The organism is Kitasatospora sp. NPDC023176, from assembly GCF_055560495.1.
On record NZ_JBVHIP010000042.1, the window covers coordinates 1 to 26,165 of the forward strand.

Below are 26,165 nucleotides of genomic sequence, written 5' to 3' on the forward strand. Positions count from 1 at the left end.
ACCGAAACCCCCGTCATCACCCTCGACGCCCGCCGCCGGGACAGCGCCAAAAGCGCCCTCATCACCCTCGTCGAACACGCCCTCCTCGCCCGACTGCGCTGACCGGCACGGCCACGGCCCACCGGACGGGGTGAAGTCCGGTGGGCCGTCGGCGGGTCGGGCTCGGCCGGGTCGGGGCGGGGTGGACTACGCGGAGCGCTCGGACCCTTCGGTCGGCTCCAGCCCGGCCCGGATCAGGCCGTAGGTGTACGCGTCCTCAAGGGCCAGCCAGGAGGCGGCGATCACGTTGTCGGCCACCCCGACCGTGGACCAGGTCGCGGCGCCGTCGGTGGACTCGATCAGCACCCGGGTCTTGGAGCCGGTGCCGTGCTGCCCCTCCAGGATGCGGACCTTGTAGTCCACCAACTCGAAGGTGGCCAGCGGCGGGTAGATGCCCTCCAGGGCCGTCCGCAGCGCCTGGTCCAGCGCGTTGACCGGGCCGTTGCCCTCGCCGATGGCGATCCGGCGCTCGCCCTTGGCCCACAGCTTCACCGTCGCCTCGTTGCCCGAGACCCCGTCCGGGCCCTGCTCGCTGATGGTCCGCCAGGACTCCGGACGGTAGAAGCGGTCCCGGCTGCCGCGCACCTCGTCGCGCAGCAGCAGCTCGAAGGAGGCGTCGGCGGACTCGTAGGTGTAGCCGAGGTTCTCCTGCTCCTTCACCCTGGCCACCACCCGGCCGGCCAGGTCGCGGTCGGCGGAGAGGTCGTAGCCGAGTTCCTTGCCCTTGAGTTCCACCGAGGCCCGCCCGGCCATGTCGGAGACCAGCATCCGCATGGTGTTGCCGACCAGTTCGGGATCGGTGTGCTGGTACAGGTCCGGGTCGACCTTGATGGCGGAGGCGTGCAGGCCCGCCTTGTGGGCGAAGGCCGAGAAGCCGACGTACGGTTGGTGGGTGGAGGGGGCCAGGTTGACCAGTTCGGCGATCGCGTGCGAGATCCGGGTCATCTCGGCCAGCCGGCCCGGGGGCAGCACCCGGCGGTCGTACTTCAGCTCCAGCGCGCCGACCACCGGGAACAGGTTGGCGTTGCCGACCCGCTCGCCGTAGCCGTTCGCGGTGCACTGCACGTGGGTGGCGCCGGCGTCCACCGCGGCCAGGGTGTTGGCCACCGCGCAGCCGGTGTCGTCCTGGGCGTGCATGCCGATCCGGGCGCCGGTCGCCGCGATCACGTCCGCGACGGTGTCCCGGACGCCGGCCGGCAGCATCCCGCCGTTGGTGTCGCAGAGCACCACCACGTCCGCCCCGGCCCGGTGCGCGGTGCGCACCACCGCGAGGGCGTACTCGCGGTTGGCCCGGTAGCCGTCGAAGAAGTGCTCGCAGTCCAGGAACACCCGCCGGTCCTGGGCCCGCAGGAACTCCACGCTGTCCCGGATCATCTCCAGGTTCTCGTCCAGCGTGGTGCGCAGCGCCAGTTCGACGTGCCGGTCGTGGGCCTTGGCGACCAGGGTGACCACGGGCGCGCCGGAGGCGACCAGCGCGGCCAGCTGCGGGTCGTCGGCCGCCTTGCCGCCGGCCCGGCGGGTGGCACCGAAGGCGACCAACCGGGCGTTGTGAAGCTCCAGTTCGGCGGCGGCGCGGGCGAAGAACTCGGTGTCCCGGGGGTTCGCCCCGGGCCAGCCGCCCTCGATGAAGCCGACCCCGAACTCGTCCAGGTGCCGGGCGATGGCCAGCTTGTCCGCCACCGTCAGGTTGATGCCCTCCCGCTGCGCGCCGTCGCGCAGGGTGGTGTCGAACACGTGGAAGCTGTCGTCGGTGCGGCTGACCTCGGTCATGACCCCTGGTTCTCCGTTCGGGGAGGTTGTACTGCTCTGCCGGATTCTCGTCCCGGCTCCACTGTCCAGGATCCCGCGCGCGGCCCCGGTGTTCCCCGGGCCCCTTGTGGGGGCCGTCGGCCGGTCCGAGGGCTGTGCTCAATGGGCTGCGCCCACGGTGTTCACGGGGCTGCGCCGAAAAGCGAAAAGACCCCTCGCGGGTGCGAGAGGTCTGCGCGCGGGTCTGGACGCTCGTGGTCGCTCCGCATCGGGTCCTGCGGGAGCGGTCACTGCGGACCGGCGCGCCTGCTGCTAATAATCAGCGAAAGCGAGGACACGCTGGCAGTCTGGCACAGCATCCGGGATCCGGCCCGCCCGTCTCGCGATGCGGAACGGGGCGGGCCGGAGGGGGTGCCGGCGTCCGTCCGATCAGACGATCCGGTGCAGCCAGTTGTGGGTGTCCGGCTGCTGGCCGCCCTGGATGGCCAGCAGGGCGCGGCGCAGCTCCATGGTGATCGGGCCGGGCTCGCCGGTGCCCACGGTCCAGTCCGCGGCGGCGGACTTCACCGAGCCGACCGGGGTGATGACGGCGGCGGTGCCACAGGCGAAGACCTCGGTGAGGGTGCCGTCGGCGTTGGCCTGCTGCCACTCGTCGGTGGAGATCTTCCGCTCCTCGACCGCGTAGCCCAGGTCGCCGGCGAGCTGCAGCAGCGAGTCGCGGGTGATGCCGGGCAGCAGCGCGCCGGACAGCTCCGGGGTGACGATCTTCGCGTCCTTCCCCTCGCCGAAGACGAAGTACAGGTTCATGCCGCCCATCTCCTCGACCCACCGGTGCTCGGCGGCGTCGAGCCAGACCACCTGGTCGCAGCCCTTCTCGGCGGCCTGCGCCTGGGCGACCAGCGAGGCGGCGTAGTTGCCCGCGCACTTGGCGGCGCCGGTGCCGCCGGGCGCGGCCCGGACGTACTCCTTGGACAGCCAGACCGAGACCGGCTTGATGCCGCCCTGGAAGTAGGCGCCGGCCGGGGAGGCGATGATCATGAAGAGGTAGGAGTTCGCCGGACGGACACCCAGACCGACCTCGGTGGCGAACATGAACGGGCGCAGGTACAGGCTCTGCTCCGGCTCGCTCGGAACCCACGCCCGCTCCTGCTGGACCAGCAGCTCGACGGCCTCCACGAAGGCCCCCACCGGCAGCTCCGGCATCGCCAGCCGGCGGGCCGAGGCCTGGAAGCGCAGGGCGTTGGCCTCGGGACGGAAGGTCGCGATCGAACCGTCGGCCTGGCGGTAGGCCTTCAGGCCCTCGAAGATCGCCTGGCCGTAGTGCAGGGTCATGTTCGCCGGGTCCATCTCGACCGGCGCGTACGGGACGAGCTGCGCGTCGTGCCAGCCACGGCCCTCCGTCCAGCGGATGGTGACCATGTGGTCGGTGAAGACGCGGCCGAAGCCGGGATCGGTCAGCCGGGCCTCGCGCTCCGCCGCGGACAGCGGGTGGGCGGAGGGCTTGAGGTCGAACGTGATGGGCGCCTGGGTCGGCGTGCTCATGGCTGTTTCCTTCACCGTGGGGTTCGTTCGGGCCGCCACCGCCGAAGGAACGTTACGGCGATCCATCGCCGAAACGAACGCACAACGGCACGGCCCACTGTCGATACTCGCATCCAGAGGGCCGTGCCGAACAGCCGCCCGCTCCTTGGGGAGCTGCAAGCTGCGGTTATGCGGTCCGGCCCACCTGGCCGGATCCGCTGGGGTCCGGCCCGCTAGCCGGCTACTCGCCCGGCGAGCGCGTCGCCGACCTCGGAGGTGGACCGGGCGCCGGCCCGCGAGGCCAGGTCCGCCGCGACGGCGGCCTCCACCGTGGCGGCCTCGGCGGCGAAGCCGAGGTGCTCCAGCAGCATGGCGACCGACAGCACGGTGGCGGTCGGGTCGGCCTTGCCCTGGCCGGCGATGTCCGGGGCCGAGCCGTGCACCGGCTCGAACATGGCCGGGAACTCACCGCTCGGGTTGATGTTGCCGCTCGCCGCCAGCCCGATGCCACCGGTCACGGCGGCGGCCAGGTCGGTCAGGATGTCGCCGAACAGGTTGTCGGTGACAATGACGTCGAAGCGCTCCGGCGAGGCGACCAGGTGGATGGTGGCCGCGTCGACGTGCAGGTAGTCGGTGCTGACCTCGGGGAACTCCCGGCCGACCTCGGCGAAGATCCGCGACCACAGGTGCCCGGCGTGCACCAGCACGTTGTTCTTGTGCACCAGGGTGAGCTTCTTGCGCGGCCGCGCCTGGGCCCGGCGGTAGGCGTCGCGCACCACGCGCTCGATGCCGTACGCGGTGTTCAGGCTGACCTCGGTGGCCACCTCGTGCGGCGTCCCGGTGCGCAGCGAGCCGCCGTTGCCGACGTACGGGCCCTCGGTGCCCTCACGGACCACCACGAAGTCGATCTCCGGCTGACCGGCCAGCACGGACTCCACGCCCGGGAACAGCCGGCCCGGCCGGAGGTTGATGTGGTGGTCGAAGGCGAACCGCAGCTTCAGCAGCAGCCCCCGCTCCAGCACCCCGGACGGCACGCTCGGGTCCCCGATGGCACCCAGCAGGATCGCGTCGAAGCCCTTGAGCTCGGCCAGCACGGCGTCCGGCAGCGTCTCCCCGGTCCGGTGGTAGCGCCGGGCCCCGAGGTCGTACTCGGTGGTCTCCAGCTTCACGTCGGCGGGGAGCACGGCGCCGAGGACCTTCAGACCTTCGGCCACCACTTCCTGGCCGATGCCATCACCCGGGACAACTGCGAGACGAATGGTGCGAGACATGCTCGGACCCTACTCCGCCGTCCCAGAGGCTGACACCTGGCGTCCAGCATCTGGACTGGGTCAGGTCAGGTCGATCTCCACCGGGAACGGCTGATCGACCTTCGACTGCTGGTGATGGATGCCGGTCGGGAAATACCGCTTCGACGCCGGCTCCAGCTCGTAGGTGTAGACGACCGGTCGACCTTCGTCGCACCCGACCCGCCAGAAGTGGCGGATACCAGCCGCCGCATACTGGCCGGCTTGATCGCGCGGTCACGCTCGCGCGATTCACTGGCATCCTTGCGGCCTTCTCGGGCTACTCGGCAAAGCATCCTCACACGCCACTCCTCTGAGGGAGCGTGCGTTGCAAGTGGTGCGCCGGGGGCGCGCTTAGGGTGGCGTGGTCCGGGATTCCTGGCAGAACGGGGCGCGTGGGTGAGGACCGAACGGCGGCGGGAGGCACTGGTCTGCGGGGCGGCGGCCGGGCTGGCCATCGGCGGGTACGCGCTGGCGGCGGGGCTGCGCGGGCGGTGGCCGGGCGGGGCGGGCACGGTGGCCGTGCCGTACCACGCGCACCTGTGGGACCTGCTGCACGGACAGGCCGCCGGGGACCTGCTGTTCAACTGGAACAGCGGCTACGGCGTCCCGTTCCTGGCCGACTTCTTCGCCTACCTGATGAACCCGTTCTCCTGGCCGACCGCCCTGCTCCCCCGCGACCAGGGCCAGCTCGCCGTCTTCCTGGTCACCCTGGCCAGCATCGGCCTCGGCACCGCCCTGATGGCCCACCTGCTCGGCCGGCTGCACCCCGGCCCGCGCTGGCTGCGGGTGCCCGCGGCCGTCGGGTACGGGCTCTGCGCCTGGGTGCTGGACGTCGGCGGCGGCGCGCCGATGTGGCTGTGGGGCCTGGTCTCGCTGCCGCTGCTCGGCCTGGTCGGGGACTGGTGCCTGCACGAGCGCCGCTGGGTGGCCGGCGCGCTGTGCGTCGCGCTCGCCTGGGCGGGCAACCTGTACACCGCCGCGCTGGCCACCCTGGTCGCCGGACTCCTGTTCGCCGTACGGCTGTTCGCCACTCCGCGCCCCTTCCGGCACCGGGTCCGGTCCACCGGCCGGGCCGTCACCCTGACCGCCGTCGGGCTGCTGCTCGCCTCCCCCGTGCTGTTCGTCGCCGTCCGGGCCGCGCGCGGTGCCCAGCCGGAGTCCCCGGTGCAGCCGCTCGGCCCGTCCGGCTTCGAGGGGCACCTCGCCCAGCTGCTGCCCGCCACCGGCGGGCGGCCGCTGCCGGACGTGGCGATCGGGGTGCTCGGGCTGCTGCTGGTGTGCGGGCTGCCGTTCAACCGCCGGGTGCGGGTCCGCGAGCGGGCGGCCTGGGGCGTGACGCTGCTGCTGGTGGTGCTCAGCTTCGTCTGGACGCCGACCGTGCTGGTCTGGCACGGTCTGGCGATCCCGGCCGGCGGGCCGTACCGGGTCTCCTTCGTGCTCAGTGGGCTGCTGGTGCTGGCCGGCTGGGTGTCGCTGGCCCACCGGCCGGACCGGTTCACCCTGCTGGGCGGCGGCGCCCTGGTCGCGGTGATCGCCGTCCTGGTGGCCGTCGGGCGCTCGGTGCCCGCCGCCACCTGGGTGCTGCTGGGCGTGGGCGGCGCCGTCCTGCTGGCCGCGCTCCGGGTGCTGGAGCGCCGGCACACCGACCGGCGGGCGAACGCGCTCGCCACCTGGGTGATCGGCGCCGTGGTGCTCGGCAACGCCGTCTGGGCCGGGTACGCGGCGCTCGGCGCGGCCCCCGACGACAGCGTCTCCCCGGCGGCCGTCCGGGCCGGGCACGCCGCGGTGCGGGCCGGCGCCGACTGGCCGGACGGGCGCAGCGACCCGGGCCCGCACGCCTTCACCCCCAACGACCCGCTGCTGCTGAACGGCCAGGGCGGCGGCTACTCCAGCGGCTACCTGCCGACCGCCGCCGCCCTGCTGCTGCACGACCTCGGCGCCGGCTGGACGGCCGGCGGGCGGCAGACCGGGAGCGTCACCGACCCGGTCGGACAGGCCCTGTTCGGCATCGGCGCCCATCTGGACGACGGTCCGCCGCCGCACGGCTTCGCCCCCGTCCGGGCCCTCGCACCGCCGCTGGTCACCGTGCTGCCGCCGGGCGCCCGGACCGGCACCTCCTCGGTCTGGGCCCGCCAGGAGTCGCTGCTCGGCAGCCAGGTGTACGACACCCCGCTGCCCGTCCCGGCGGGCGGCCCGGTGCCCACCCTGCACGGCACCAGCGGCTGGTCGGTGCCGGGCGGCGGGGAGGGCACGGTGTTCACCGCCGCCTGCACACCGGGCTCGACGGCGTACTTCCACGGGGTCTGGTACCGGGGCACGGTCAGCGGCCTGGGCACCGACTACCGCAGCGACGGCGAGCAGCCCACCACGGCGGTGGCGGTCCACCGGCTGGGGACGGTCCCGGCCGACGGCGTGGTCCGGGTGACCCTGCGCTCGGACATCGTCAGCCAGGTCCCCGCCCGCCCGATCGGCTGCCTGCGGGCGGACGCCCTGACCGCCGCCGTCACCCGGCTCACCGCCACCGGCGCCACCCGGGTCGAGGCCGGCGGCCACACCCTCACCGCCACCCTCCCGCCGGGCTCCACCGGCACCGCGCTGCTCTCCGTCCCCGCCACCGAGGGCTGGACCTGCGCCACCGACGGCGGCGGCTCCACCGCCCCCACTCCGGTGCTCGGCATGATCGGCGTCCCGCTCGGCGGCGGCGCCGGCCGGATCTCCTGCGCCTTCCGCCCGCCCGGCCTCACCGAGGGCCTGACCGTCGCCTCCGGCACCGCCGCCGTCCTCGCCCTGGTCGCCGCCTTCGCCCGCCTCTCCCGGCGCCCCACCCGCACCCCCCGCCGCGAGCGCCGTCTGGCCACCCGGCCGTAGCCGGGCGGCGCTCGGAACGGCGACCGGGGCGCCGAAAGGGGCAGCGGAAGGGCGGCCCGCCGACCGGTGTCGGCGGGCCGCCCCTTTCGGCGTACGGGCCTACGGCAGGTCGAGCACCTGGGCCCGGCGGTCGGCCGGGTTGAGGTGGTAGAGCAGCAGGAGCCGGGAGGTGTCGCCCGGGGTGCGGTGCACGTCGAGGACGGTGCCGGGGCCGGCCGGGGTGACCATCGTGGGCGGGCCGGTGAGGCCGGTCCGGACGGTCAGGGCCGGGTGCAGGACGTCCAGCGGCAGGGTGGGGCTGGTGCCGCGCAGGCCGATGGTGGCGAAGGCCTCGGCCGGGTCGGGCCGGCCGGGAGCCGCGACGCCGGTCCAGACGCCGTAGTGGACGGTGCCGTGGCCGGGCGTGACACCGGGCAGGGCGCTCAGCCGGACGGGCAGGACCACGACGTCGCTGTCCAGCAGTTCGGTGTCGGTGTCGCCCCAGTGGGCGTTGAGCGGCTGGACGTCGAGTTCGGCGCCGGTGCGGGCGTCGAGGGCGCGGGAGACCAGGACGTCGCCGCCGCGCAGCCGGTCGGCCTCGAGGATCACGTCGGTGACGCCGTCCCCGTCGGTGTCCAGCGACACCCGTACCCCGTACAGCCCGACCGGGGTGGCCGCCGGGGCCCACAGCCGGGCGCCGACGTACAGCAGGTCGGAGTCGGCGGCCGCGCCCACGGCCCGGAGGTTGGCGGCCCGGTCGCCGGGGTGTTCGACGCAGAGGTCGCGGCTCTGGCCGGCGTCCTCCTGGGTGTCCGCGGGCCGGATGCCGGCGCCGGGTCCGACGGCCTTGCCGCCGCCGGGCGGGCAGTCGGGCCAGCGGTCGTCCTCGCCGCCGAGGGCGAGGGCGCTGACCAGTCCGGGCGCCTCGCCGGGTGCGGCGCTGCCGCCGAGGGTGACGAGGGTGCCGTCCCGGGCGGTCCGGACGGAGGCGGTGGCGCCGAGGTCGCCGGTGGGGCGCGGGGCGGCGAACACCGGGACCCTCAGCTGCGGCAGGGACTGGTCAGTGACCGGGCTGAACAGCACCTGTCCGGACAGCTCGCCCCGGTAGCTGCGGGCCCGGCCGCCCTGCACGGTGTCGATGGTCGGGTCGGGCGTGCGTCCCAACCGCCCGGGTACGGACAGCGTCACCCGGACTCGCGCGGTGCCGCCGGCCGGGACGTCCACCTGGGCGGGCGCCACCTCGAAGGCGGCGCCGGGCAGTTCGGTGGCCGCCGCGTACCGGGTGCGGTAACTCAGCGGTGCGGACGAGTGGTTGTGCAGCTCGATCTCCCGGTCGAGGGTCGTCGGCCCGCCGACCTCGACCGGCCCGTAGGAGACCCCGACGCCGCCCGCCCGGGCGCCTTCCCCCGCCGCGTAGGCGACGACCGGGGTGCGGACCGCCCCGTCGACCCGGGCCCGGCCGGCGCCGGTGCGCTCGGGCCCGTAGACCGGGCCGCCGTGGTCGTCGCCGAGGTAGGTGTCCGTGCTGGTGTTCATCAGCGCGGCCTTGACCTGCTCGACCGGCCAGTCCGGGTGCGCGGCGCGGACCAGCGCGGCCAGCCCGGCGACGTGCGGGGTGGCCATCGAGGTGCCGTTCTCGCGTTCGCCGCCGGTGCCGCTGCCGACCAGGGCGGACCAGATGGTCTCGCCGGGGGCGGCGAGGTCGGGCTTGACCACGCCGGGCAGGCCGATGCCCCGGGAGGTGAAGTCGGTGAGGGTGTCGACCCGGGCCGGCTGGTTCTGCGCGACGGAGCCGTGCAGCGGGTTGCCGGGTGCGGCAAGCCGGACCTGGACGTCGCCTTCGGCGGCGGCCTTGAGCAGTCGTTCGCCGTCCGCCCGGCCGAGCAGGACGGCCGGGATCCGGTCGTCGCCGGAGATCTCGGCGAGATGGTCGGTGTCGGCGGCGTAGAGCGCGCCGATCGCCCCGGCGTCGGCGGCGTGGTCGGCCCGCGGTCCGGAGTTGCAGGCCCGGTCGGGGTCGCGGGTGCGCCAGGTGAGCACCGCGATCCGCCCCTTCAGCCGCTGCTTGTCGGCCTCGCTGAACTCGGTGCAGCCGTCCGCCTGGTCGGCGGGCACGGCGAGCGGGCCGCTGACCTGGGTGCCGGACCAGCCCTGGTAGCGCTCGCTCCAGTGGCCGGGGACGACTCCGGCCAGGTCGGCGGGGGCGAGCACGGTGATGCCGTCCACGTCGGCGTGCCCGTGCACGGAGGCGGCGACGGTGATCGCCCGGACGGCGGTGCCGGGGCTGCCGCCGATGCCGTAGACGTCGCCCTCGTTGCCGGCCGCCGCGATCACCGCGGTGCCCAGTTCGGCGAGCCGGTCGACGGCCAGCGCGTCGGCGTCGTCGGGGCTGCCGAAGCGGCTGCCGAGGGACAGGTTGACCACGTCGAGCCGGTCGCCGAGGTCGCCGTCGCCGTTCGGGTCGGCGGCCAGGTCGAGGGCCTGGGCGAGCCGGTCGGTGGAGCCGTCGCAGCCGAACACCCGGATCGCGTACAGCTGGGCGCCGGGAGCGGCGCCGGGGCCGATCCGGAACGAGGCCGGGTCGAGTCCGGGCCGGTACGGGCCGGTGTACGGGTGGCCGTCGGCGGTGACGCCGTACCCGGCCGCGGTGCCGGCGACGTGGGTGCCGTGCCCGTTGCGCACGCAGTCGAGCGGGTTGTCGCTGGGGTGCGGCACCGGCTGGTGGTTGGGGGCGGCCGGGTCGGGGTTGTAGTCGTCGCCGACGAGGTCCTTGCCGCCGATCACCTTGGCGTTGGGGAACAGCGCGGCCGGAGCGGGCTTGCCGCGTTCGACCGAGCGGAAGGCCTCCTCGGTGCCGGGGCCGCCGAAGTCGGCGTGGGTGTAGTCGATGCCGCTGTCGATGATGCCGATCCGGACGCCCTGGCCGGTGTTCCCGGCCACCGCCGCATCGCCGGACCAGACCTGGGGGGCGCCGGTCAGCGGGACGGAGTAGGCGTTGTCGCGCTGCTTGTTCACGATCGGGTGGACGGCCCGGACGCCGGGCAGCGCCCGCAGCGCGGGCAGCCGGTCGGCGGGGGCACTGACGGCCAGGCCGGTGAGCAGGGTGCGGGTGCGGTAGAGCTCCTGGGCGGCGGGTGCCACGCGCTGGACGGCCACGGCGAGCCGGTCGAGCGCGTCCCCGGCCCGGGAGCGCTGGCCGGCGCCGGCCTGGGCGGCCTCCCGGCGGACGGCCTCCGGCGAGCGCTGGGCCCGGCGCGCGCCCTCGGCGGCGCGCCGCCAGGCGGGGCCGGCCGCCTCGGTGTCGAGTTCGAGCAGGACGGAGGCCTGGCGCCCGGACGGCGGGCCCGCGGTCGGTGGACCGCCGGACGCCGGGGCCGCGGCGAGCACCGCGGTTCCGAGCAGCAGGGTCAGGGTGAGACCGATCCGGGCGATCGGCCGGCGGACGGGTGGCAGGCGCACGAGGGACCCTCTCCCCGGCAAGGGGAGAATGATCCGCATACCGAGGAGGTCGCTGACGCCCGCCCGCGCGGACGTCGATCACCCTTCCGGGGGCCCCAAATTAGGATGATCGCGCACCGCGCACGAGCGACTTCCCCCGGATGGCCGTCAGTTGCACTCCTTGGAGTGACGTCGCGTCAACCCGATCGGCTCAGTAGGCCGATGAACGCCGCCGTCGGCGCCGCCCTGCGCGGCCGGCTCAGTGGTGACCGCTCAGTGGTGACCGCTCAGTGGTGACCGGTGGCGCCGCCGTTGTCCCGGCGGTCCAGCGAGCGCTGCAGCGCGGCGGCGGCGAAGGGGTTCCGCTCGGTCGCCCGGCGGCGGCGCGGGGCGCGGACGGGGGTGGCGGCGGGGGCGGAAGTGGCGTGGCGGTCGGCAGTGGTGGGCATACCGGGCTCCTTGGAAGCGGCGCCGCAGAGCGGCGCGGGAGGGGAGATGGGTACGCGCGGGAGCAGGGATCGCCTGCCCGTGGGGGCGCACGCGCACACGGGCCGCGCGCCCTGGCTACAGGGGCGGCACACCGTATGGCCCTTCCACGGTACGACCCCGCCCCGGCCGTGTCTGCACGAATACTCGGATTTCCTAGTATCTGAGACGGGTGCCACCGGGGCGGACGCAGCAGGGCCCGGACCACCGGGCGAACGGCGGTCCGGGCCCTGGTCAGGGCGCTGGAACTCAGCCCAGGTCGACCGAGCGCGCGAAGCGGGCGCCGATCTCGGCGGCGATCGCCGTCAGCACGTCCTGCGGGATCTCGCTGTCCACGGTGATGGAGGCGAGGGCGGTGCCGCCGTCCCGGGCGACCTGCATGCCCGCGATGTTGATGCCGGCGTCGCCGAGGTGGCGGCCGAGCACGCCGACCACGCCGGGGCGGTCCTCGTACTTGAAGAAGGCCATGTGGTCGGTGAGCGCCACGTCGACGTCGAAGGTGTCCACGCCGACGATCTTCTGGGTCTGCTTCGGGCCGGCCAGCGTGCCGGAGATGGCGATCTCCTCGCCGGTCGCCAGCGTGCCGCGCACGGTGATCACGTTGCGGTGCTCGGCGCTCTCGCTGGAGGTGGTCAGCCGGACCTCGACGCCCCGCTCCTGGGCGAACAGCGGGGCGTTGACGTAGGACACCGTCTCCGCCACCACGTCCTCGAACACGCCCTTCAGCGCGGACAGTTCGAGCACCTTCACGTCGTGCTGGGTGATCTCGCCGCGGACCTCGACGTCCAGGCGGACGGCCACCTCGCCGGCCAGCGCGGTGAAGATCCGGCCGAGCTTCTCGGCCAGCGGCAGACCCGGGCGCACGTCCTCGGCGATCACGCCGCCCTGGACGTTGACGGCGTCCGGCACCAGCTCGCCGGCCAGCGCCAGGCGCACCGACTTGGCGACCGCGATGCCGGCCTTCTCCTGTGCCTCGTCGGTGGAGGCGCCCAGGTGCGGGGTGGCGACCACGTTGTCGAAGGCGAACAGCGGGGAGTCGGTGCACGGCTCCTTGGCGTACACGTCCAGGCCCGCGCCGGCCACCCGGCCCTCGCGCAGGGCGCTGGCGAGCGCCTCCTCGTCCACGATGCCGCCGCGGGCGGCGTTGACGATGCGCACGCTCGGCTTGACCTTGTGCAGCGCCTCGTCGCCGATCAGGCCGATGGTCTCGGGGGTCTTGGGGAGGTGGACGGTGATGAAGTCCGAGACCTCCAGCAGCTCCTCCAGCGAGACCAGCTTGACGCCCATCTGCGCGGCGCGGGCGGCCTGGATGTAGGGGTCGTACGCGACGATCTTCATCCCGAACGCGGACATCCGCTGGGCGACCAGGACGCCGATCCGGCCGAGGCCGACCACTCCGAGGGTCTTCTCGCTCAGCTCGACGCCGGTGTACTTGTTGCGCTTCCACTCGCCCTGCTTGAGCGCCGAGTTGGCGGGAGCGATGTTGCGGGCGACGGAGATCAGCAGGCCGCAGGCGAGTTCGGCGGCGGTGACGATGTTGGAGGTCGGCGCGTTGACGACCATCACGCCGGCCTTGGTGGCGGCGGCCACGTCCACGTTGTCCAGGCCCACGCCGGCCCGGGCGACCACCTTGAGCCGGCGGGCGGCGGCCAGCGCCTCGGCGTCGACCTTGGTGGCGGAGCGGATCAGGATCGCGTCCACGTCGGCGATCGCGGTGAGCAGCTCGGTGCGGTCGGCGCCGTTGCAGTGGCGGATCTCGAAGTCGGGGCCGAGGGCGTCGACGGTGGCGGGCGACAGCTCTTCGGCGATCAGTACCACGCCAGTTTTCACAGTTGTAGCAGTGCTCACGACAGTGGGTCCTTAACTGTCCGGTTCCCCACGGCACATAGGTGGCGTGCGAGGGCGGGGAAGGTGGCATGCCGCGTAGGTAGACGCACGACGCTGTGGGCCTGACGCGCACTCGGAAGTGTTCGGAAGTGTATCGACGGGCCGGGTACCAGGCTGCTCCCGTCCGGCGAAATCACCCGGACGGGAGCAGCCTACTTGTACAAGGGAGTTACGAACCGAAATGGGGCGAAAAGCCTCAGGCCTTGTCGTTGACCCAGCTCATCAGCGAGCGCAGCTTCTTGCCGGTGGTCTCCAGCAGGTGGTCCTCGTCGGCCTTCTTGTACTCGTTGTACTTGGGCAGGCCCGCCTTGTACTCGGCGATCCAGGTGTTGGCGAAGGTGCCGTCCTGGATCTCGGCCAGGACCTTCTTCATCTCGGCCTTGGTGTCGGCGGTGATGATGCGCGGGCCGGTGACGTAGTCGCCCCACTCGGCGGTCTCGGAGACCGACCAGCGCATCTTCTCCAGGCCGCCCTCGTACATCAGGTCGACGATCAGCTTCAGCTCGTGCAGGCACTCGAAGTAGGCGATCTCCGGCTGGTAGCCGGCCTCGACCAGGGTCTCGAACCCGGCCTTCACCAGGGCGGCGGTGCCACCGCAGAGGACGGCCTGCTCACCGAACAGGTCGGTCTCGGTCTCCTCGGTGAAGGTGGTCTTGATGACGCCGGCCTTGGTGGCGCCCAGGCCCTTGGCGTACGACAGCGCCAGGGCGAAGGCGTTGCCCGAGGCGTCCTGCTCGACCGCGACGATCGCGGGGACGCCGCGGCCCTCCTCGTACTGGCGGCGGACCAGGTGGCCCGGGCCCTTCGGGGCGACCATGCAGACGTCGACGTCCGCCGGGGGCTTGATGAAGCCGAAGCGGATGTTCAGGCCGTGGCCGAAGAACAGGGCGTCGCCGGCCTTCAGGTGCGGGGCGATGTCCGCCTCGTAGACGTCGGCCTGGATCGGGTCCGGCACCAGGATCATGATGACGTCGGCCTCGGCGGCGGCCTCGGCCGGGGTGACCACGCGCAGGCCGGCCTCCTCGGCCTTGGCGCGGGACGTGGACTCCGGCTTCAGGCCGACCCGGACGTCGGCGCCGGAGTCGCGCAGGGACAGCGCGTGGGCGTGGCCCTGGCTGCCGTAGCCGATGACCGCGACCTTGCGGCCCTGGATGATGGACAGGTCGGCGTCGTCTTCGTAGAACAGCTCGGCCACGGGGGCACATCTCCTTGCGTGATGGTTGCCGGGTGTGCGGTATTCACCGTATTCCGTCCCGGCGGGGTGCGGTCGTTGTACTTCGGAAGGTGCCGCGCGCCAGCGCGCCGTGGAACGGGCGGTGGTGGGCGACGGGAGGGCGAGACAGCGCTCGGTCAGGCGCTGCGGTCGAGGGCGCGCAGCGAGCGGTCCGTGATGGAACGCGCGCCGCGGCCGATGGCGACCAGGCCGGACTGGACCAACTCCTTGATGCCGTAAGGCTCCAGCATCCGGAGCATGGCCTCCAGCTTGTCCGAGCTGCCGGTGGCCTCGATGGTCACCGCTTCCGGCGACACGTCGACGGTCTTGGCACGGAACAGCTGGACGATCTCGACGATCTGCGACCGGGTCTCGTTGTCGGCGCGGACCTTCACCAGGACCAGTTCCCGCTGGATCGCAGCGGACTGGTCGAGTTCGACGATCTTTATCACGTTCACGAGCTTGTTGAGCTGCTTGGTGACCTGTTCCAGCGGGAGGTCCTCGACGTTGACCACGATCGTCATCCGGGACACGTCCGGATGCTCGGTCGGGCCGACGGCGAGGGAGTCGATGTTGAAGCCCCGACGGGAGAACAGCGCGGCGATGCGGGCGAGCACGCCGGGCTTGTTCTCGACCAGGACGGAGAGGGTGTGCTTGGACATGTGGTTCCTCAGTCGCACAGGAGGGGGTCCGGCGCAGCCGGCCCCGAGAAGGGTGGCGGTGGGCGACGGGCGGGCCAGGGAGGCGGTCAGTCGAGGTCGTCGCCGAAGTCGGGCCGGACGCCCTTGGCGAACTGGATCTCGTCGTTGCTGGTGCCGGCCGCGACCATGGGCCACACCATCGCGTCCTGGTGGACGATGAAGTCGATGACCACCGGGCGGTCGTTGATCGCCATCGCCTGCTCGATGACCGCGTCCAGGTCCTCGGGGCGCTCGCAGCGCAGGCCGACGCAGCCCATCGCCTCGGACAGCTTGACGAAGTCGGGGATCCGGGTGCCCTGGGCCGGCGGCGCGATGCCGTCGTGCTCGGGGCCGGAGTGCAGCACGGTGTTGGAGTAGCGCTGGTTGTAGAACAGCGTCTGCCACTGCCGGACCATGCCCAGCGAGCCGTTGTTGATGACCGCGACCTTGATCGGGATGTCGTTCAGGGCGCAGGTGACCAGCTCCTGGTTGGTCATCTGGAAGCAGCCGTCGCCGTCGATGGCCCAGACCACCGACTCCGGCCGGCCCGCCTTGGCGCCCATCGCCGCCGGGACGGCGTAGCCCATGGTGCCGGCGCCACCGGAGTTGAGCCAGGTGCCGGGCTTCTCGAAGCGGATGTACTGCGAGCTCCACATCTGGTGCTGGCCGACGCCCGCCGCGTAGATCGCCTCCGGGCCGACGAGCCGGCCGATCCGCTCGATGACCTGTTGCGGGGAGAGCTGGCCGTTCGGGGCCGGCTCGAAGCCCAGTGGGTAGGTCTTCTTCCACTCGTCGAGCTTCTGCCACCACTCCGTGTAGTCACCCTTGTGGCCGGCGTCGAACTCGGCCTGGACGGCGACGATCAGGTCGGCCAGCACCTCGCGGGCGTCTCCGACGATCGGCACGTCCGCCGGGCGGTTCTTGCCGATCTCGGCCGGGTCGATGTCCGCGTGCACGATCTTGGCGTACGGGGCGAAGCTGTCCAGCCTGCCGGTGACCCGGTCGTCGAAGCGGGCGCCGAGGGTGAACAGCAGGTCCGACTTCTGCAGCGCGGTGACGGCCGGGACGGAGCCGTGCATCCCGGGCATGCCCAGGTGCTGGGGGTGGCTGTCCGGGAAGGCGCCGAGCGCCATCAGGGTGGTGACGACCGGGGCGCCGGTCAGCTCGGCGAGGATCCGCAGCTCGGTGGTGGCCCGCGCCTTGAGCACGCCGCCGCCGACGTAGAGCACCGGCCGCTTGCTGGCGACCAGCATCTTCGCGGCCTCGCGGATCTGCTTGGCGTGCGGCTTGGTGACCGGGCGGTAGCCCGGCAGCGCGGTCTCGACCGGCCACCGGAAGGTGGTGGTGGCCTGCAGGGCGTCCTTGGCGATGTCCACCAGGACGGGGCCCGGGCGGCCGGTGGCGGCGATGTGGAAGGCCTCGGCGATCACCCGGGGGATCTCGGCCGGGTCGGTGACCAGGTAGTTGTGCTTGGTGATCGGCATCGTGATGCCGCAGATGTCCGCCTCCTGGAAGGCGTCGGTGCCGATCGCCTTGGAGGAGACCTGGCCGGTGATCGCGACGAGCGGCACCGAGTCCATGTAGGCGTCGGCGATCGGGGTGACCAGGTTGGTGGCGCCGGGGCCGGAGGTGGCCATGCAGACCCCGACCTTGCCGGTGGCCTGGGCGTAGCCGGTGGCGGCGTGGCCGGCGCCCTGCTCGTGCCGGACCAGGATGTGGCGCACCTTGACCGAGTCCATCAGCGGGTCGTACGCGGGAAGGATGGCCCCGCCCGGGATGCCGAAGACGGTGTCCGCGCCCACGGCCTCGAGCGAGCGGATGAGCGACTGGGCTCCGGTCATGGTCTCGGCGACGTGCTGGGGAGCGGGAGCGTGGGCGGCCGGGTTGTCCCCGCGGCGGGGGGATGCGGCGTGCTCGGTCATCTGCCTGTCTCTTCTCGGGTTTTGCCGGTCCGGTACTGCGGGCCCCGGTGGTGCGAGGGTGGGGTCCCGGTCCGGGCCGATCGCCGGCTCTGCCTCAATCGTCCCGCTCGATCCGACACGTCGGACTCTTCGGGCCGGTCGGGGCCAGGGGTCTTGCGGATGGAACAGCGTCAGTGCAACAAAAAACCCCTCGTGCCCAAGGGCATGCGAGGGGTGGCGCGTCGGTCTGTCACGAGCGGGGCGTGTGAGCCCACTCAGCCGACGCGCCCGCCAAGTACGAGAATTCGGGTGCGCATGGCAACGACCATCCTCCCGTCCGGGGTGGCGTGTCAAGCAGGTGGGATGACCGTCTCGCCATGCGGACCGGCTCCCGGACCGGCCACGGCCCGGTGTTCGGGCAGGTCGGAGGCCCCGTGGTGAGGTACGACACGTCCTCCCGGGGTGTCCTGGCGGCCACTCGTACGGGCGTCCGCGGCCAGGTAGGCGCGGCGGGCGGAGAGCGAGCCGAGCGGCTTGGGCGGCGGGTAGCCGCGGCGGGCCAGCGCCCGGCGCAGCCGGGTCTCGTCCAGCGGCGGGGCGAAGGCCGAGCCCTGGGCCAGCCGGCAGCCCAGCTCCTGCAACGCGGCGACCTGCCGGGGCAGGTCCACCCCCTCGGCGGCGGTGGCCATCCCGAGGTCCCGGCCGAGCCGCAGGACGTGCCCGGCCAGGGTGCGGCTGAGCCCGGACTCGCCCAGGTCCTGGACCAGCGTGCGGTCCAGCTTGAGCCCGTCCAGCGGCAGCCGGGCGAGCGCCCCGAGCGAGCCGCCGCCCGCGCCGTAGCCGGCCAGCCAGGTGGAGACGCCGAGTCTGCGCAGCGCGGCCAGCCGGCGGCCGAGTTCGTCGGCGAGCCGGTCCGGGCCCATCCGGGCCACCTCGATCATCAGCTCGCCGGCCGGCAGCCCGCTGTCGCGCAGCGCCGCGGCCACCGTCTCGTACAGGCCGGGCGAGCAGAGCCGCTCGACGGAGAGCCGGACGGCCACCGGGACGGGTGACGGCGCGCCGCGGCCCCGGCCGGACGGGTCGCGCCGACCGGCGGCGGCCGCGACCGCCTCGTGGACCAGCCAGCGGGAGAACCGGGTGCCGGCGTCGCCGTGCTCGGCCGAGCGCAGGAACTCGGCCGGGGTGAGCAGCAGTCCGCCCGCCGAGCGCCACCGTACCTGGGCCTCGACGGCGGTGATCGCGCCGCTGGCGAGGTCCACCACGGGCTGGTGGAGCAGGGTGAATCCGCCCTCCCGGACGGCCACCCGCAGCCGCTCCTCCAGTTCGGTGCGGCGCTCCAGGTCGGCCCGCATCGCGGGGGCGTACAGCACCACCCGGCCCTTGCCCTCGGACTTGGCCCGGTACATCGCCAGGTCGGCGTTGCGCATCAGCTCGTCGGCGGCGGCCCTGGGGTCGGCGGCCGGGCCGCGTTCCGGGGTGCCGAAGGCGATGCCGATGCTGGCGGCGACGCCGAGTTCGACGCCGCCGATCCAGTACGGCTCGGACAGCGCGACCCGCAGCCGCTCGGCAAGCTCCTGGACCTGCAGCCGGCCGAGCGGGCCGCAGACCAGCGCGGCGAACTCGTCGCCGCCGAACCGGGCGACAGTGTCCCCGCAGCGGACGGCGCCCTGCAGCCGGCGGGCGGCCTGCACCAGCAGTTCGTCGCCGACCTGGTGGCCGGCGGTGTCGTTGACCGCCTTGAAGCCGTCCAGGTCGAGGAAGAGCACCGCGATGCCGGCGCCGGTGCCGCCCTGCTGGCCGCGGGTGCCGAGGGCGCCGCGCAGCCGCTGGGCGAACAGCGCCCGGTTGGGCAGGTCGGTGAGCGGGTCGTGGAACGCGTTGTGCTGCAACTGGGCCTGGAGCATGACGCGTTCGGTGACGTCCCGGCTGTTCAGCAGCAGCCCGTCGCGGTGCCGGCTGACGGTCGACTCGACGTGCAGCCACTCGCCGACGCCGGAGCTGATCCGGCACTCCACCCGGGCCGAGGGCTCGACGGTGCCCGGGGTGCGGTGGGCGGCGAGCCGCACCCGGGCGAGGTAGCGGCGGACCTCGGAGAGCACCCGGCCCACGTCCTCGGGGTGGACGAGGTCCAGCAGGTTGCCGCCGACCAGCTCCTCCGGGTCCCGCCCGTAGACGCCGAGCGCCGCCGGGGAGACGTACGAGAGCACGCCGTTGGCCCCGGCGATCATGATGACGTCACTGGAGCCCTGTACCAGGGAGCGGAAGTGCGCCTCCTTGTGGGCGAGTTCCTGGGCCAGCGACAGGTTGTCGAGCAGCATCACGCCCTGCCTGAGGATCAGTGCCAGCCCGACGGTGCACGCGGCCGCGGCCACCACGCGGTCCAACTGCCGCCCGCCGAGGGCGTTGTAGAGGATTCCGGCGGTGCACACCGCGGCGGCCGCGTACGGGGTGAGCGCGCTGAAGGTGGTGGCCACCCGGCGGCGCGGCAGGCCACCGGCCGAGGGGTGCTCGCGCAGCGGACGGCGCCGGCCCGGGGACCACGGCGCCCAGGCGAGCAGCAGACTGCCGGAGAACCAGCCGGCGTCCAGCAGTTCGCCGGAGTGGTAGCTGCTGCGCAGCTCCGGGGAGGTGAACAGGGCGTCGCAGGTCACGGTGACGGCGAGCGCGAGCATCGCGGTGTGCACCGCCGCCCGGTTGCCGTCCCGGCCACCGAAGCGCAGCCCGACCACCAGGCTGACCAGCAGGATGTCCAGCACCGGGTAGGCCAGGTTGAGGGCCAGCCGCAGCGGGGAGCCGCTCTCGCCGGCCGCGATCCGGCCGAGCGCCAGGCTCCAGCTGAGGGTGAACAGCGAGCCGGCGATCAGCCAGCCGTCGAGCAGCAGGCACAGCCAGCCGGCCGCCGAACGCGGGTGCTGGGCCAGCACCAGCACGCCGGTGATGGCGAGCGGGGGGAACAGCAGGAAGGCGTAGACGGCGAGCGAGTCCTGCGGCAGCGGGGTGCGCACGACCAGCTCGTACCAGCCCCAGGTGCCGTTGCCGAAGGCGACCATGAACGAGGAGAGACCGAACAGCAGCCAGGCCGGGCGGGCGTGGCCGCCGACCGTGCAGCCGTACACCAGGCAGGACAGCGCGGCCGCGAGGGCCGCCGCGGCGAGCCCGAAGTCGCCCATGAAGATGGCGAGTTGGTGGGATCCCCAGCCGGCGGCGGCGCCCAGCGCATAGGCCAGGCAGAGCGCGCCGAGGGTGAGGCCGGGCAGTGTGCGGCTCCCCCGGAGCCGGCTCAGCGGGCCGCGCCGGACGGGCCCGGGCGGGTCGGCGACGGACGCGTCGGCGGGCGGCGCGCCCGGTCGTCCGGCTTCGGGCAGCACCGTATCGGTGGAGCTCACTCTGCCTCTCCCCCTCCGGCCCGGGGCCTGGCGCCCCGGCCACGGACCACCGGCCGCGTACCTCTCGGCCGTACGCGGTGGCCTGGCGCCCCGTCAGGACGGCGACCCAGGGGGCGGGCGGCCTTCCGGCCGCCGCACCGCACCGATGCTCCCGCTCGGGACCCTACACCAATTCCGTCACTCAATGACACGCACACTCAACTTAGAGTAATGGCGACAAGGCGGGGAAATGGAGCCGAATCCGACCGATCGGCCCGGTTGGCGGCGGCGCGCGGGCAGGGGCTCACGCGGCGCGCACGGGAGCACGCGACGGCGCCCGCCCACCCGGGACGGGCCGTCGCCGACCGTCCGGGTACGGTCGGCGACCTGCGGATTCACCGACCCGAGGGGGCCAGGTCATCGGGGAACAGCCGCAACCGGTGGGCCAGCGCGGCGGCCTCGCCGCGACCGCCGACCTCCAGCTTGCCCAGGATGTTGGACACGTGCACGCTTGCGGTCTTAGGAGAGATGTACAACTCCTCGGCTATCTGCCGGTTGGTCCAGCCCCGCGCGAGCAACCGGAGCACGTCCCGCTCACGGGGGGTGAGCCCGAAGGAGTCCCCGACGGCCTGGGCCGGCACCGCCGCGACGGGCGGCCGCTCGGCCGGGGTCAGCGCCAGCCCGGCCCGCTCGGCCAGCGCGGTGACCTGCGCCCCGAGCGGCCGGTCGCCCCGGACGGCCGCCAGTTCGCCCGCCTCGCGCAGGAGTTCGGTCGCGGCCTCGCGCCGCCCGGCCCGCACCTGCGCCTCGGCGGCCCGCAGCAGGGCGAGGGCCAGCGGGTACGGCAGACCGGTCGGCCGCAGCTCGGTGACGGCCCGGGCCCACTGCTCGGCGGTGTCCGCGGCGGCGGCCCGGGCCAACTCGGCCTCCAGCAGCCGGGCCCAGCCGTGGTGCAGCGGAGACTGGGGCCGCAGGTCGGCGGCGGCCGCGGCGATCGCCGCCAGCGTCCCGGCCCGGCCCGCCTCGGTCTCCGGCCGTCCCAGGCAGTCCGCCTCCACTCCGGCGGCCTCCACCAGCAGCGGGTAGACGTCGGACTCGTAGCCCAGCCGCCCCTCCTCCGCGAGCGCGGCGAGCAGTTCGGCCCGGGCGTCCAGCGGCCGCCCGCCGTGCGCGGCGATCCGCACCGCCAGCCGGCTGATCGGCACGCTGTGCTGCGCCTGGCCGACCCGGTTGGCCGCCCGGGCCTGGGCCAGCATGGTCGCCGCGGTCGCGAAGTCCCCCCGCAGCACGGCGAGGTCGCCGCGCATCCGGTCCAGGAACTCGGCATGGGAGCCGGGCAGGCCGAGCAGCTCGCTGGCGGTGAGCATCTCCTCGGCCTCCCGCACCTGCCCGAGGTCGGTCAGCGCCTCGACCAGGTTGCCGGCCAGGATGTTGCCGATGTTGCGCTGCAGCCCGTTGCCCTCCGCGAACTCCAGGCCCTCCCGGGCCAGCCGGACGGCCTCGTCGGCCCGGCCGAGACCGCGCTGCATGCTGGCCAGGTTGTTGATGCCGCGCAGCAGGAGGTCCGGGATGCCCAGCAGCCGGGCCCGGTCGATCGCCGCCGTCAGCTCGGCCAGCCCGCCCTCGGCGTCGCCCAGCAGGTCGTAGCGCAGGCTGCCGAGGGTCATCCGGGCGTGCACCTCGACCGAGTGGGCGCCGACCTGCCGGGCGATCCGGATCGCCCGCTCGGCCAGCTCCAGGTGCTCCATCCGCGGGGTCTTGACCACCGCCACCCCGGCGGCCAGCGCGAACACCTCGGCCTGCACCGCGGACGGCGGCATGTGCTCCACCAGCCGGTGCGCGCGGGTGATCTCCTCGTCGTCACCGGAGCGGCGCAGGTTGCCCAGCATCCGGGCCCGGTTGATCCGGAACCAGGCCGAGCGCACCGGGTGCTCCGCCTCGTCGACCAGCCGGAGCCCGCGCTTGGCCAGGCTCAGGCCGCGCTCGCGGTCGCCGCAGCGCCGGGCCGCGACCACCGCCTCGGCCAGCACGTCGACCAGCTGGATCCGGTCGCAGTCCGCGTCCGTGGGGCTGTGGTCGCAGGAGCCGGGCGGGTAGGTCTCGGCCCAGTCGTACGGGCGCAGGGTGTGCGTCAGCACCTCCTCGGAGACCAGGTCCCACAGCTCCAGGGCCCGTTCCAGCATGCCGAGTTGCTCGGCGAAGGCGTTGCGCCGGCGGGCCGCCCGGGCGGCGTCCAGGGCGGTCGGCAGCGCGCGGGCCGGGTCGTGGGCGTGGTACCAGTAGTTGGCCAGCCGGGCGGGCAGCGCGTCGGCCGGGACGAGCTGCGGCCGGGCCTCCACGGCGAGCGCGAACTTGCGGTTGATCCGGTGCCGTTCGCCGGGCAGCAGGTCGTCCGAGACCGCCTCGCGGACCAGCGCGTGCCGGAACCGGTAGCCCTCGCCCTCGCTGTCCGGGCGCAGGATGTTGGCGCCGACGGCCGCCCGCAGCGCCTCGATCAGCGCCTCCTCGTCGTCGGCCAGGACAGCGGCCAGCAGGGCGTGTTCGACGTGCGAGCCGCCCTCGGCGGCGATCCGCACCACCCGCTGGGCCTCCTCGTCCAGCCCCTCGACCCGGACCAGCAGGATGTCCCGCAGCGAGTCGGTCAGCCCGGCGCCGCAGCCGTCCTCGAAGGCGGTGGCCAGCTCCTCGACGAAGAACGGGTTCCCCTCGGAACGGCGCAGGATCCGGTCCACCAGCTGGCGGTCGGGCGCGCCGGTGCCGAGGATGCCGGCCAGCTGGGCCGCGACCTCGCGGCGGCCGAAGCGTGCCAGCTCCAGCCGCTGGACGGTGCGCAGCCGCTCCAGCTCGGCCAGGAAGGGGCGCAGCGGGTGGCGGCGGTGCAGGTCGTCGGTGCGGTAGGTGGCGACCAGCAGCACCCGGGAGCGGTGCAGGGTGCGCACCAGGAAGGCCAGCAGTTCGCGGGTGGAGCGGTCGGACCAGTGGAGGTCCTCGATGGCGAGCACGAGGGTACGTTCCGCGCCGAACCGTTCGAACAGTCGTGCCGTGTGCTCGAACAGCCGGGCCCGGCCGTACTCGTCGTTGGGTTCGCCGTCCGCCTCGCCGAACTCGGAGAGCAGCCTGGCCAGGTGGCCCTCGCTGCCGGCCGCCGCGGCCTCGAACTCGGCGCCCAGCGCGCGGTGCAGCCGGCGCAGCGCGGCGGCCAGCGGCGCGTACGGCAGGCCCTCGGCGCCGACCTCCAGACAGCTGCCGAGCGTGGTGACCGCTCCCCCGTCGGAGGCCCGCTGCAGGAACTCCTCCAGCAGCCGGGTCTTGCCGATGCCGGCCTCGCCGCCGATCAGTACGGCCTGCGGGCTGCCGGTGCCCGCCCGGCGCAGCGCGTCGGTCAGTTCGGTGATCTCGCTGCCGCGGCCGACGAAGACGGGACTCACCGATATCTGCTGCATGGAGGCGAGCATGCCATAGCCGGAGCCGCCGGTGAGAGGGGTTATCTCCGCCGGCGAACGCCCGGAGGGGGAGGCGCTCACCCGCGGCGCCTCCCCCTCCGGAACTCCATCGGCACCGTCGCGGTGCCGCACCGTCAGCATTCCGGCTGACGCACGGGGCGCCGCTGGAAGCGGGCGGCCACCGGACGGCGGCGCAGGCGGGCGGCCTGCTTGGCCTCGCGGACCAGACGCTCGTGCTCGGCGCGGAGTTCGAGCTCGTGGGCCTGCTGCTGGATGAGCTGGTACTCGATCACTTCGGGTTCCCCCTCGGGTTTCACTTTCGTTTCCCTGACAAGTAAGAGCTTCCTCCCCCAGTGGGGGGTGCCACATCGGGAGCGTGCCCCATCTTTCGAAGGCCGGGTGCCTTAGATGGGGAGCCAAGAAAGGTTTAAGGCCCTGCCTCACCTAGATACATAGGTGAGACAGGGCCTTAGGCCTTACTTAGAGGGCCTTAGATGCCTTAGACGCCTTAGGAAGGCGGGCTTGACGACCTAGGAACCCGATGCTTCTCAGGCGGGAGCCGCCCAGCTTCCCCAGGCTGTGCCTACTGGCCTTCCACGGCAAGCCGCTCCAGGCTGTGCCTACTGACCTTCCACGGCAAGCCGCTCCAGGCTGTGCCTACTGACCTTCCACGGCAAGCCGCTCCAGGATCAGATCCTTGACCCGGGCCGCGTCCGCCTGGCCACGGGTGGCCTTCATGACCGCGCCGACCAGCGCGCCCACGGCCGCCACCTTGCCGTCGCGGATCTTGGCGGCGACCGCCTCGTTCTCGGCGATGGCCTGGTCCACGGCGGCGCCCAGCGCGGAGTCGTCCGAGACCACGGCCAGGCCGCGCTTCTCGACGACCTCGTCCGGCTCGCCCTCGCCGGCCAGCACGGCCTCGATGACCTGACGGGCCAGCTTGTCGTTCAGCTTGCCCTCGGCGACCAGCGCGGCGACCCGGGCGACCTGCGCCGGGGTGATCGGCTGCTCGCTCAGCTCGGTGCCGGTCTCGTTGGCCCGGCGGGCCAGCTCGCCCATCCACCACTTGCGGGCCTGGTCGGCGGGGGCGCCGGCCGCGATGGTCTCCTGGATCGGCTCGACCGCGCCGGCGTTGAGCACCGACTGCATGTCCTTGTCGGACAGGCCCCACTCGGCCTGCAGCCGGGCGCGGCGCACCCGCGGCAGCTCCGGCAGGCCGGCCCGCAGCTCCTCGACCCACGCCCGGGCGGGGGCCACCGGCACCAGGTCCGGCTCGGGGAAGTAGCGGTAGTCCTCGGCGTTGTCCTTGATCCGGCCCGAGGTGGTGGAGCCGTCCTCCTCGTGGAAGTGACGGGTCTCCTGGACGATGGTGCCGCCGTCGGTCAGCACGGTGGCGTGCCGCTGGATCTCGAACCGGGCGGCCCGCTCCACGCTGCGCAGGGAGTTGACGTTCTTGGTCTCCGAGCGGGTGCCGAACTTCTCGGTGCCGTTCGGGCGCAGCGACAGGTTGACGTCGCAGCGCATCTGGCCCTTGTCCATCCGGGCCTCGGAGACGCCCAGCGCCTTGATCAGCTCGCGCAGCTCGGCCACGTACGCCTTGGCGACCTCGGGGGCGCGCGCGCCGGCGCCGACGATCGGCTTGGTGACGATCTCGATCAGCGGGATGCCGGCCCGGTTGTAGTCGAGCAGCGAGTGGGTGGCGCCGTGGATGCGACCGGTGGCGCCGCCGACGTGGCTGGACTTGCCGGTGTCCTCCTCCATGTGGGCGCGCTCGATCTCCACGCGGAAGGTCGAGCCGTCCTCCAGCTGCACGTCGAGGTAGCCGTTGAAGGCGATCGGCTCGTCGTACTGCGAGGTCTGGAAGTTCTTGGGCATGTCCGGGTAGAAGTAGTTCTTCCGCGCGAACCGGCACCACTCGGCGATCTCGCAGTTCAGCGCCAGGCCGATCTTGACGGCCGACTCCACGCCCACCGCGTTGACCACCGGCAGCGAGCCCGGCAGGCCCAGGCAGGTCGGGCAGGTCTGGCTGTTCGGCTCGGCGCCCAGCTCGGTCGAGCAACCGCAGAACATCTTGGTCTTGGTACCCAGCTCGACATGGACCTCAAGGCCCATCACCGGGTCGTACGACGCGAGAGCGTCCTCGTAGGAGACCAGGTTCATGACGCTCACAGCGTCCCTTCTCACTTGAAGCTTGGGAGGTACGGGCCCGGCCCCGCGTCGCGCGGGGCCGGACTCCAGGGCGTGCCCTGCGGGTCCTTGCCGGGGCTGCCACAACCCGCAGGACACGCCCTGGGCGCTCAGCTCAGC

14 protein-coding genes and 1 pseudogene are annotated in these 26,165 nt (G+C 73.5%); 2 read left to right on the plus strand and 13 right to left on the minus strand.

The window, feature by feature from the left end:
- Positions 1 to 102 (plus strand): annotated as a pseudogene (locus ACZ3YL_RS36355) (ATP-binding protein); the annotation flags it as partial.
- Positions 103 to 186: 84 nt separating this feature from the next.
- On the opposite strand, the gene cimA reads toward ACZ3YL_RS36355, so the two are convergent.
- The 3 genes from cimA to ACZ3YL_RS36370 form a co-directional block, all read right to left on the minus strand.
- On the minus strand, positions 187 to 1,809 hold the full coding sequence (gene cimA / locus ACZ3YL_RS36360) for a citramalate synthase (RefSeq protein WP_465661762.1): 1,623 nt from the start codon (positions 1,807 to 1,809) through the stop codon (positions 187 to 189).
- 408 nt (positions 1,810 to 2,217) lie between these two features.
- Positions 2,218 to 3,330: a branched-chain amino acid aminotransferase gene (locus ACZ3YL_RS36365; RefSeq protein WP_188305864.1), complete on the minus strand. Its 1,113-nt coding sequence runs from the start codon at positions 3,328 to 3,330 to the stop codon at positions 2,218 to 2,220.
- Positions 3,331 to 3,542: 212 nt separating this feature from the next.
- Positions 3,543 to 4,580 carry a 3-isopropylmalate dehydrogenase gene (locus ACZ3YL_RS36370; protein ID WP_188305865.1) on the minus strand — a complete coding sequence of 346 codons (1,038 nt, stop codon included), beginning with the start codon at positions 4,578 to 4,580 and terminating at the stop codon, positions 3,543 to 3,545.
- A gap of 414 nt (positions 4,581 to 4,994) precedes the next feature.
- On the opposite strand from ACZ3YL_RS36370, the gene ACZ3YL_RS36375 reads away from it, so the two are divergent.
- Positions 4,995 to 7,466: a YfhO family protein gene (locus ACZ3YL_RS36375; protein WP_465661765.1), complete on the plus strand. Its 2,472-nt coding sequence runs from the start codon at positions 4,995 to 4,997 to the stop codon at positions 7,464 to 7,466.
- Between the two features lie 99 nt (positions 7,467 to 7,565).
- Here ACZ3YL_RS36375 and ACZ3YL_RS36380 read toward each other — a convergent pair whose 3' ends face one another.
- From ACZ3YL_RS36380 to gatB, 10 genes are all read right to left on the minus strand, one after another.
- Positions 7,566 to 10,904, minus strand: a complete 3,339-nt coding sequence (locus ACZ3YL_RS36380) for a S8 family serine peptidase (RefSeq protein WP_465661766.1) — start codon at positions 10,902 to 10,904, stop codon at positions 7,566 to 7,568.
- Positions 10,905 to 11,170: 266 nt separating this feature from the next.
- Entirely contained in the window at positions 11,171 to 11,332 is a 162-nt protein-coding gene (locus tag ACZ3YL_RS36385; protein WP_188305930.1) for a hypothetical protein, read from the minus strand.
- Between the two features lie 286 nt (positions 11,333 to 11,618).
- Positions 11,619 to 13,199 carry a phosphoglycerate dehydrogenase gene (gene serA, locus ACZ3YL_RS36390; protein WP_188305932.1) on the minus strand — a complete coding sequence of 527 codons (1,581 nt, stop codon included), beginning with the start codon at positions 13,197 to 13,199 and terminating at the stop codon, positions 11,619 to 11,621.
- Between the two features lie 253 nt (positions 13,200 to 13,452).
- On the minus strand, positions 13,453 to 14,451 hold the full coding sequence (gene ilvC, locus ACZ3YL_RS36395; protein ID WP_188305929.1) for a ketol-acid reductoisomerase: 999 nt from the start codon (positions 14,449 to 14,451) through the stop codon (positions 13,453 to 13,455).
- A 155-nt stretch (positions 14,452 to 14,606) separates the two neighbouring features.
- Entirely contained in the window at positions 14,607 to 15,131 is a 525-nt protein-coding gene (gene ilvN / locus ACZ3YL_RS36400; RefSeq protein WP_030286969.1) for an acetolactate synthase small subunit, read from the minus strand.
- Positions 15,132 to 15,217: 86 nt separating this feature from the next.
- Positions 15,218 to 17,071 (minus strand): acetolactate synthase large subunit, encoded by a 1,854-nt coding sequence (locus tag ACZ3YL_RS36405; RefSeq protein ID WP_188305928.1) that lies wholly within the window; start codon positions 17,069 to 17,071, stop codon positions 15,218 to 15,220.
- Between the two features lie 329 nt (positions 17,072 to 17,400).
- Positions 17,401 to 20,334, minus strand: coding sequence for a putative bifunctional diguanylate cyclase/phosphodiesterase (locus ACZ3YL_RS36410; RefSeq protein WP_223242529.1), 2,934 nt, complete (start codon positions 20,332 to 20,334; stop codon positions 17,401 to 17,403).
- A 476-nt stretch (positions 20,335 to 20,810) separates the two neighbouring features.
- A complete protein-coding gene (locus tag ACZ3YL_RS36415) occupies positions 20,811 to 23,858 on the minus strand; it encodes a helix-turn-helix transcriptional regulator (RefSeq protein ID WP_465661767.1) in 3,048 nt (1,015 codons plus the stop codon).
- Between the two features lie 134 nt (positions 23,859 to 23,992).
- The gene (locus tag ACZ3YL_RS36420) at positions 23,993 to 24,151 is read right to left on the minus strand and encodes a hypothetical protein (RefSeq protein WP_188303726.1); all 159 of its coding nucleotides are present in this window, start codon (positions 24,149 to 24,151) and stop codon (positions 23,993 to 23,995) included.
- A 364-nt stretch (positions 24,152 to 24,515) separates the two neighbouring features.
- Entirely contained in the window at positions 24,516 to 26,027 is a 1,512-nt protein-coding gene (gene gatB, locus ACZ3YL_RS36425) for an Asp-tRNA(Asn)/Glu-tRNA(Gln) amidotransferase subunit GatB (RefSeq protein ID WP_188303727.1), read from the minus strand.
- Positions 26,028 to 26,165: the final 138 nt, after the last annotated feature.

Bases quoted from the DNA above. Each gene is read 5' to 3' on its own strand.
- cimA (WP_465661762.1), bottom strand. From the start codon at position 1,809: ATGACCGAGGTCAGCCGCACCGACGACAGCTTCCACGTGTTCGACACC.
- ACZ3YL_RS36365 (WP_188305864.1), bottom strand. From the start codon at position 3,330: ATGAGCACGCCGACCCAGGCGCCCATCACGTTCGACCTCAAGCCCTCC.
- ACZ3YL_RS36370 (WP_188305865.1), bottom strand. From the start codon at position 4,580: ATGTCTCGCACCATTCGTCTCGCAGTTGTCCCGGGTGATGGCATCGGC.
- ACZ3YL_RS36385 (WP_188305930.1), bottom strand. From the start codon at position 11,332: ATGCCCACCACTGCCGACCGCCACGCCACTTCCGCCCCCGCCGCCACC.
- ilvN (WP_030286969.1), bottom strand. From the start codon at position 15,131: ATGTCCAAGCACACCCTCTCCGTCCTGGTCGAGAACAAGCCCGGCGTG.
- ACZ3YL_RS36405 (WP_188305928.1), bottom strand. From the start codon at position 17,071: ATGACCGAGCACGCCGCATCCCCCCGCCGCGGGGACAACCCGGCCGCC.
- ACZ3YL_RS36415 (WP_465661767.1), bottom strand. From the start codon at position 23,858: ATGCAGCAGATATCGGTGAGTCCCGTCTTCGTCGGCCGCGGCAGCGAG.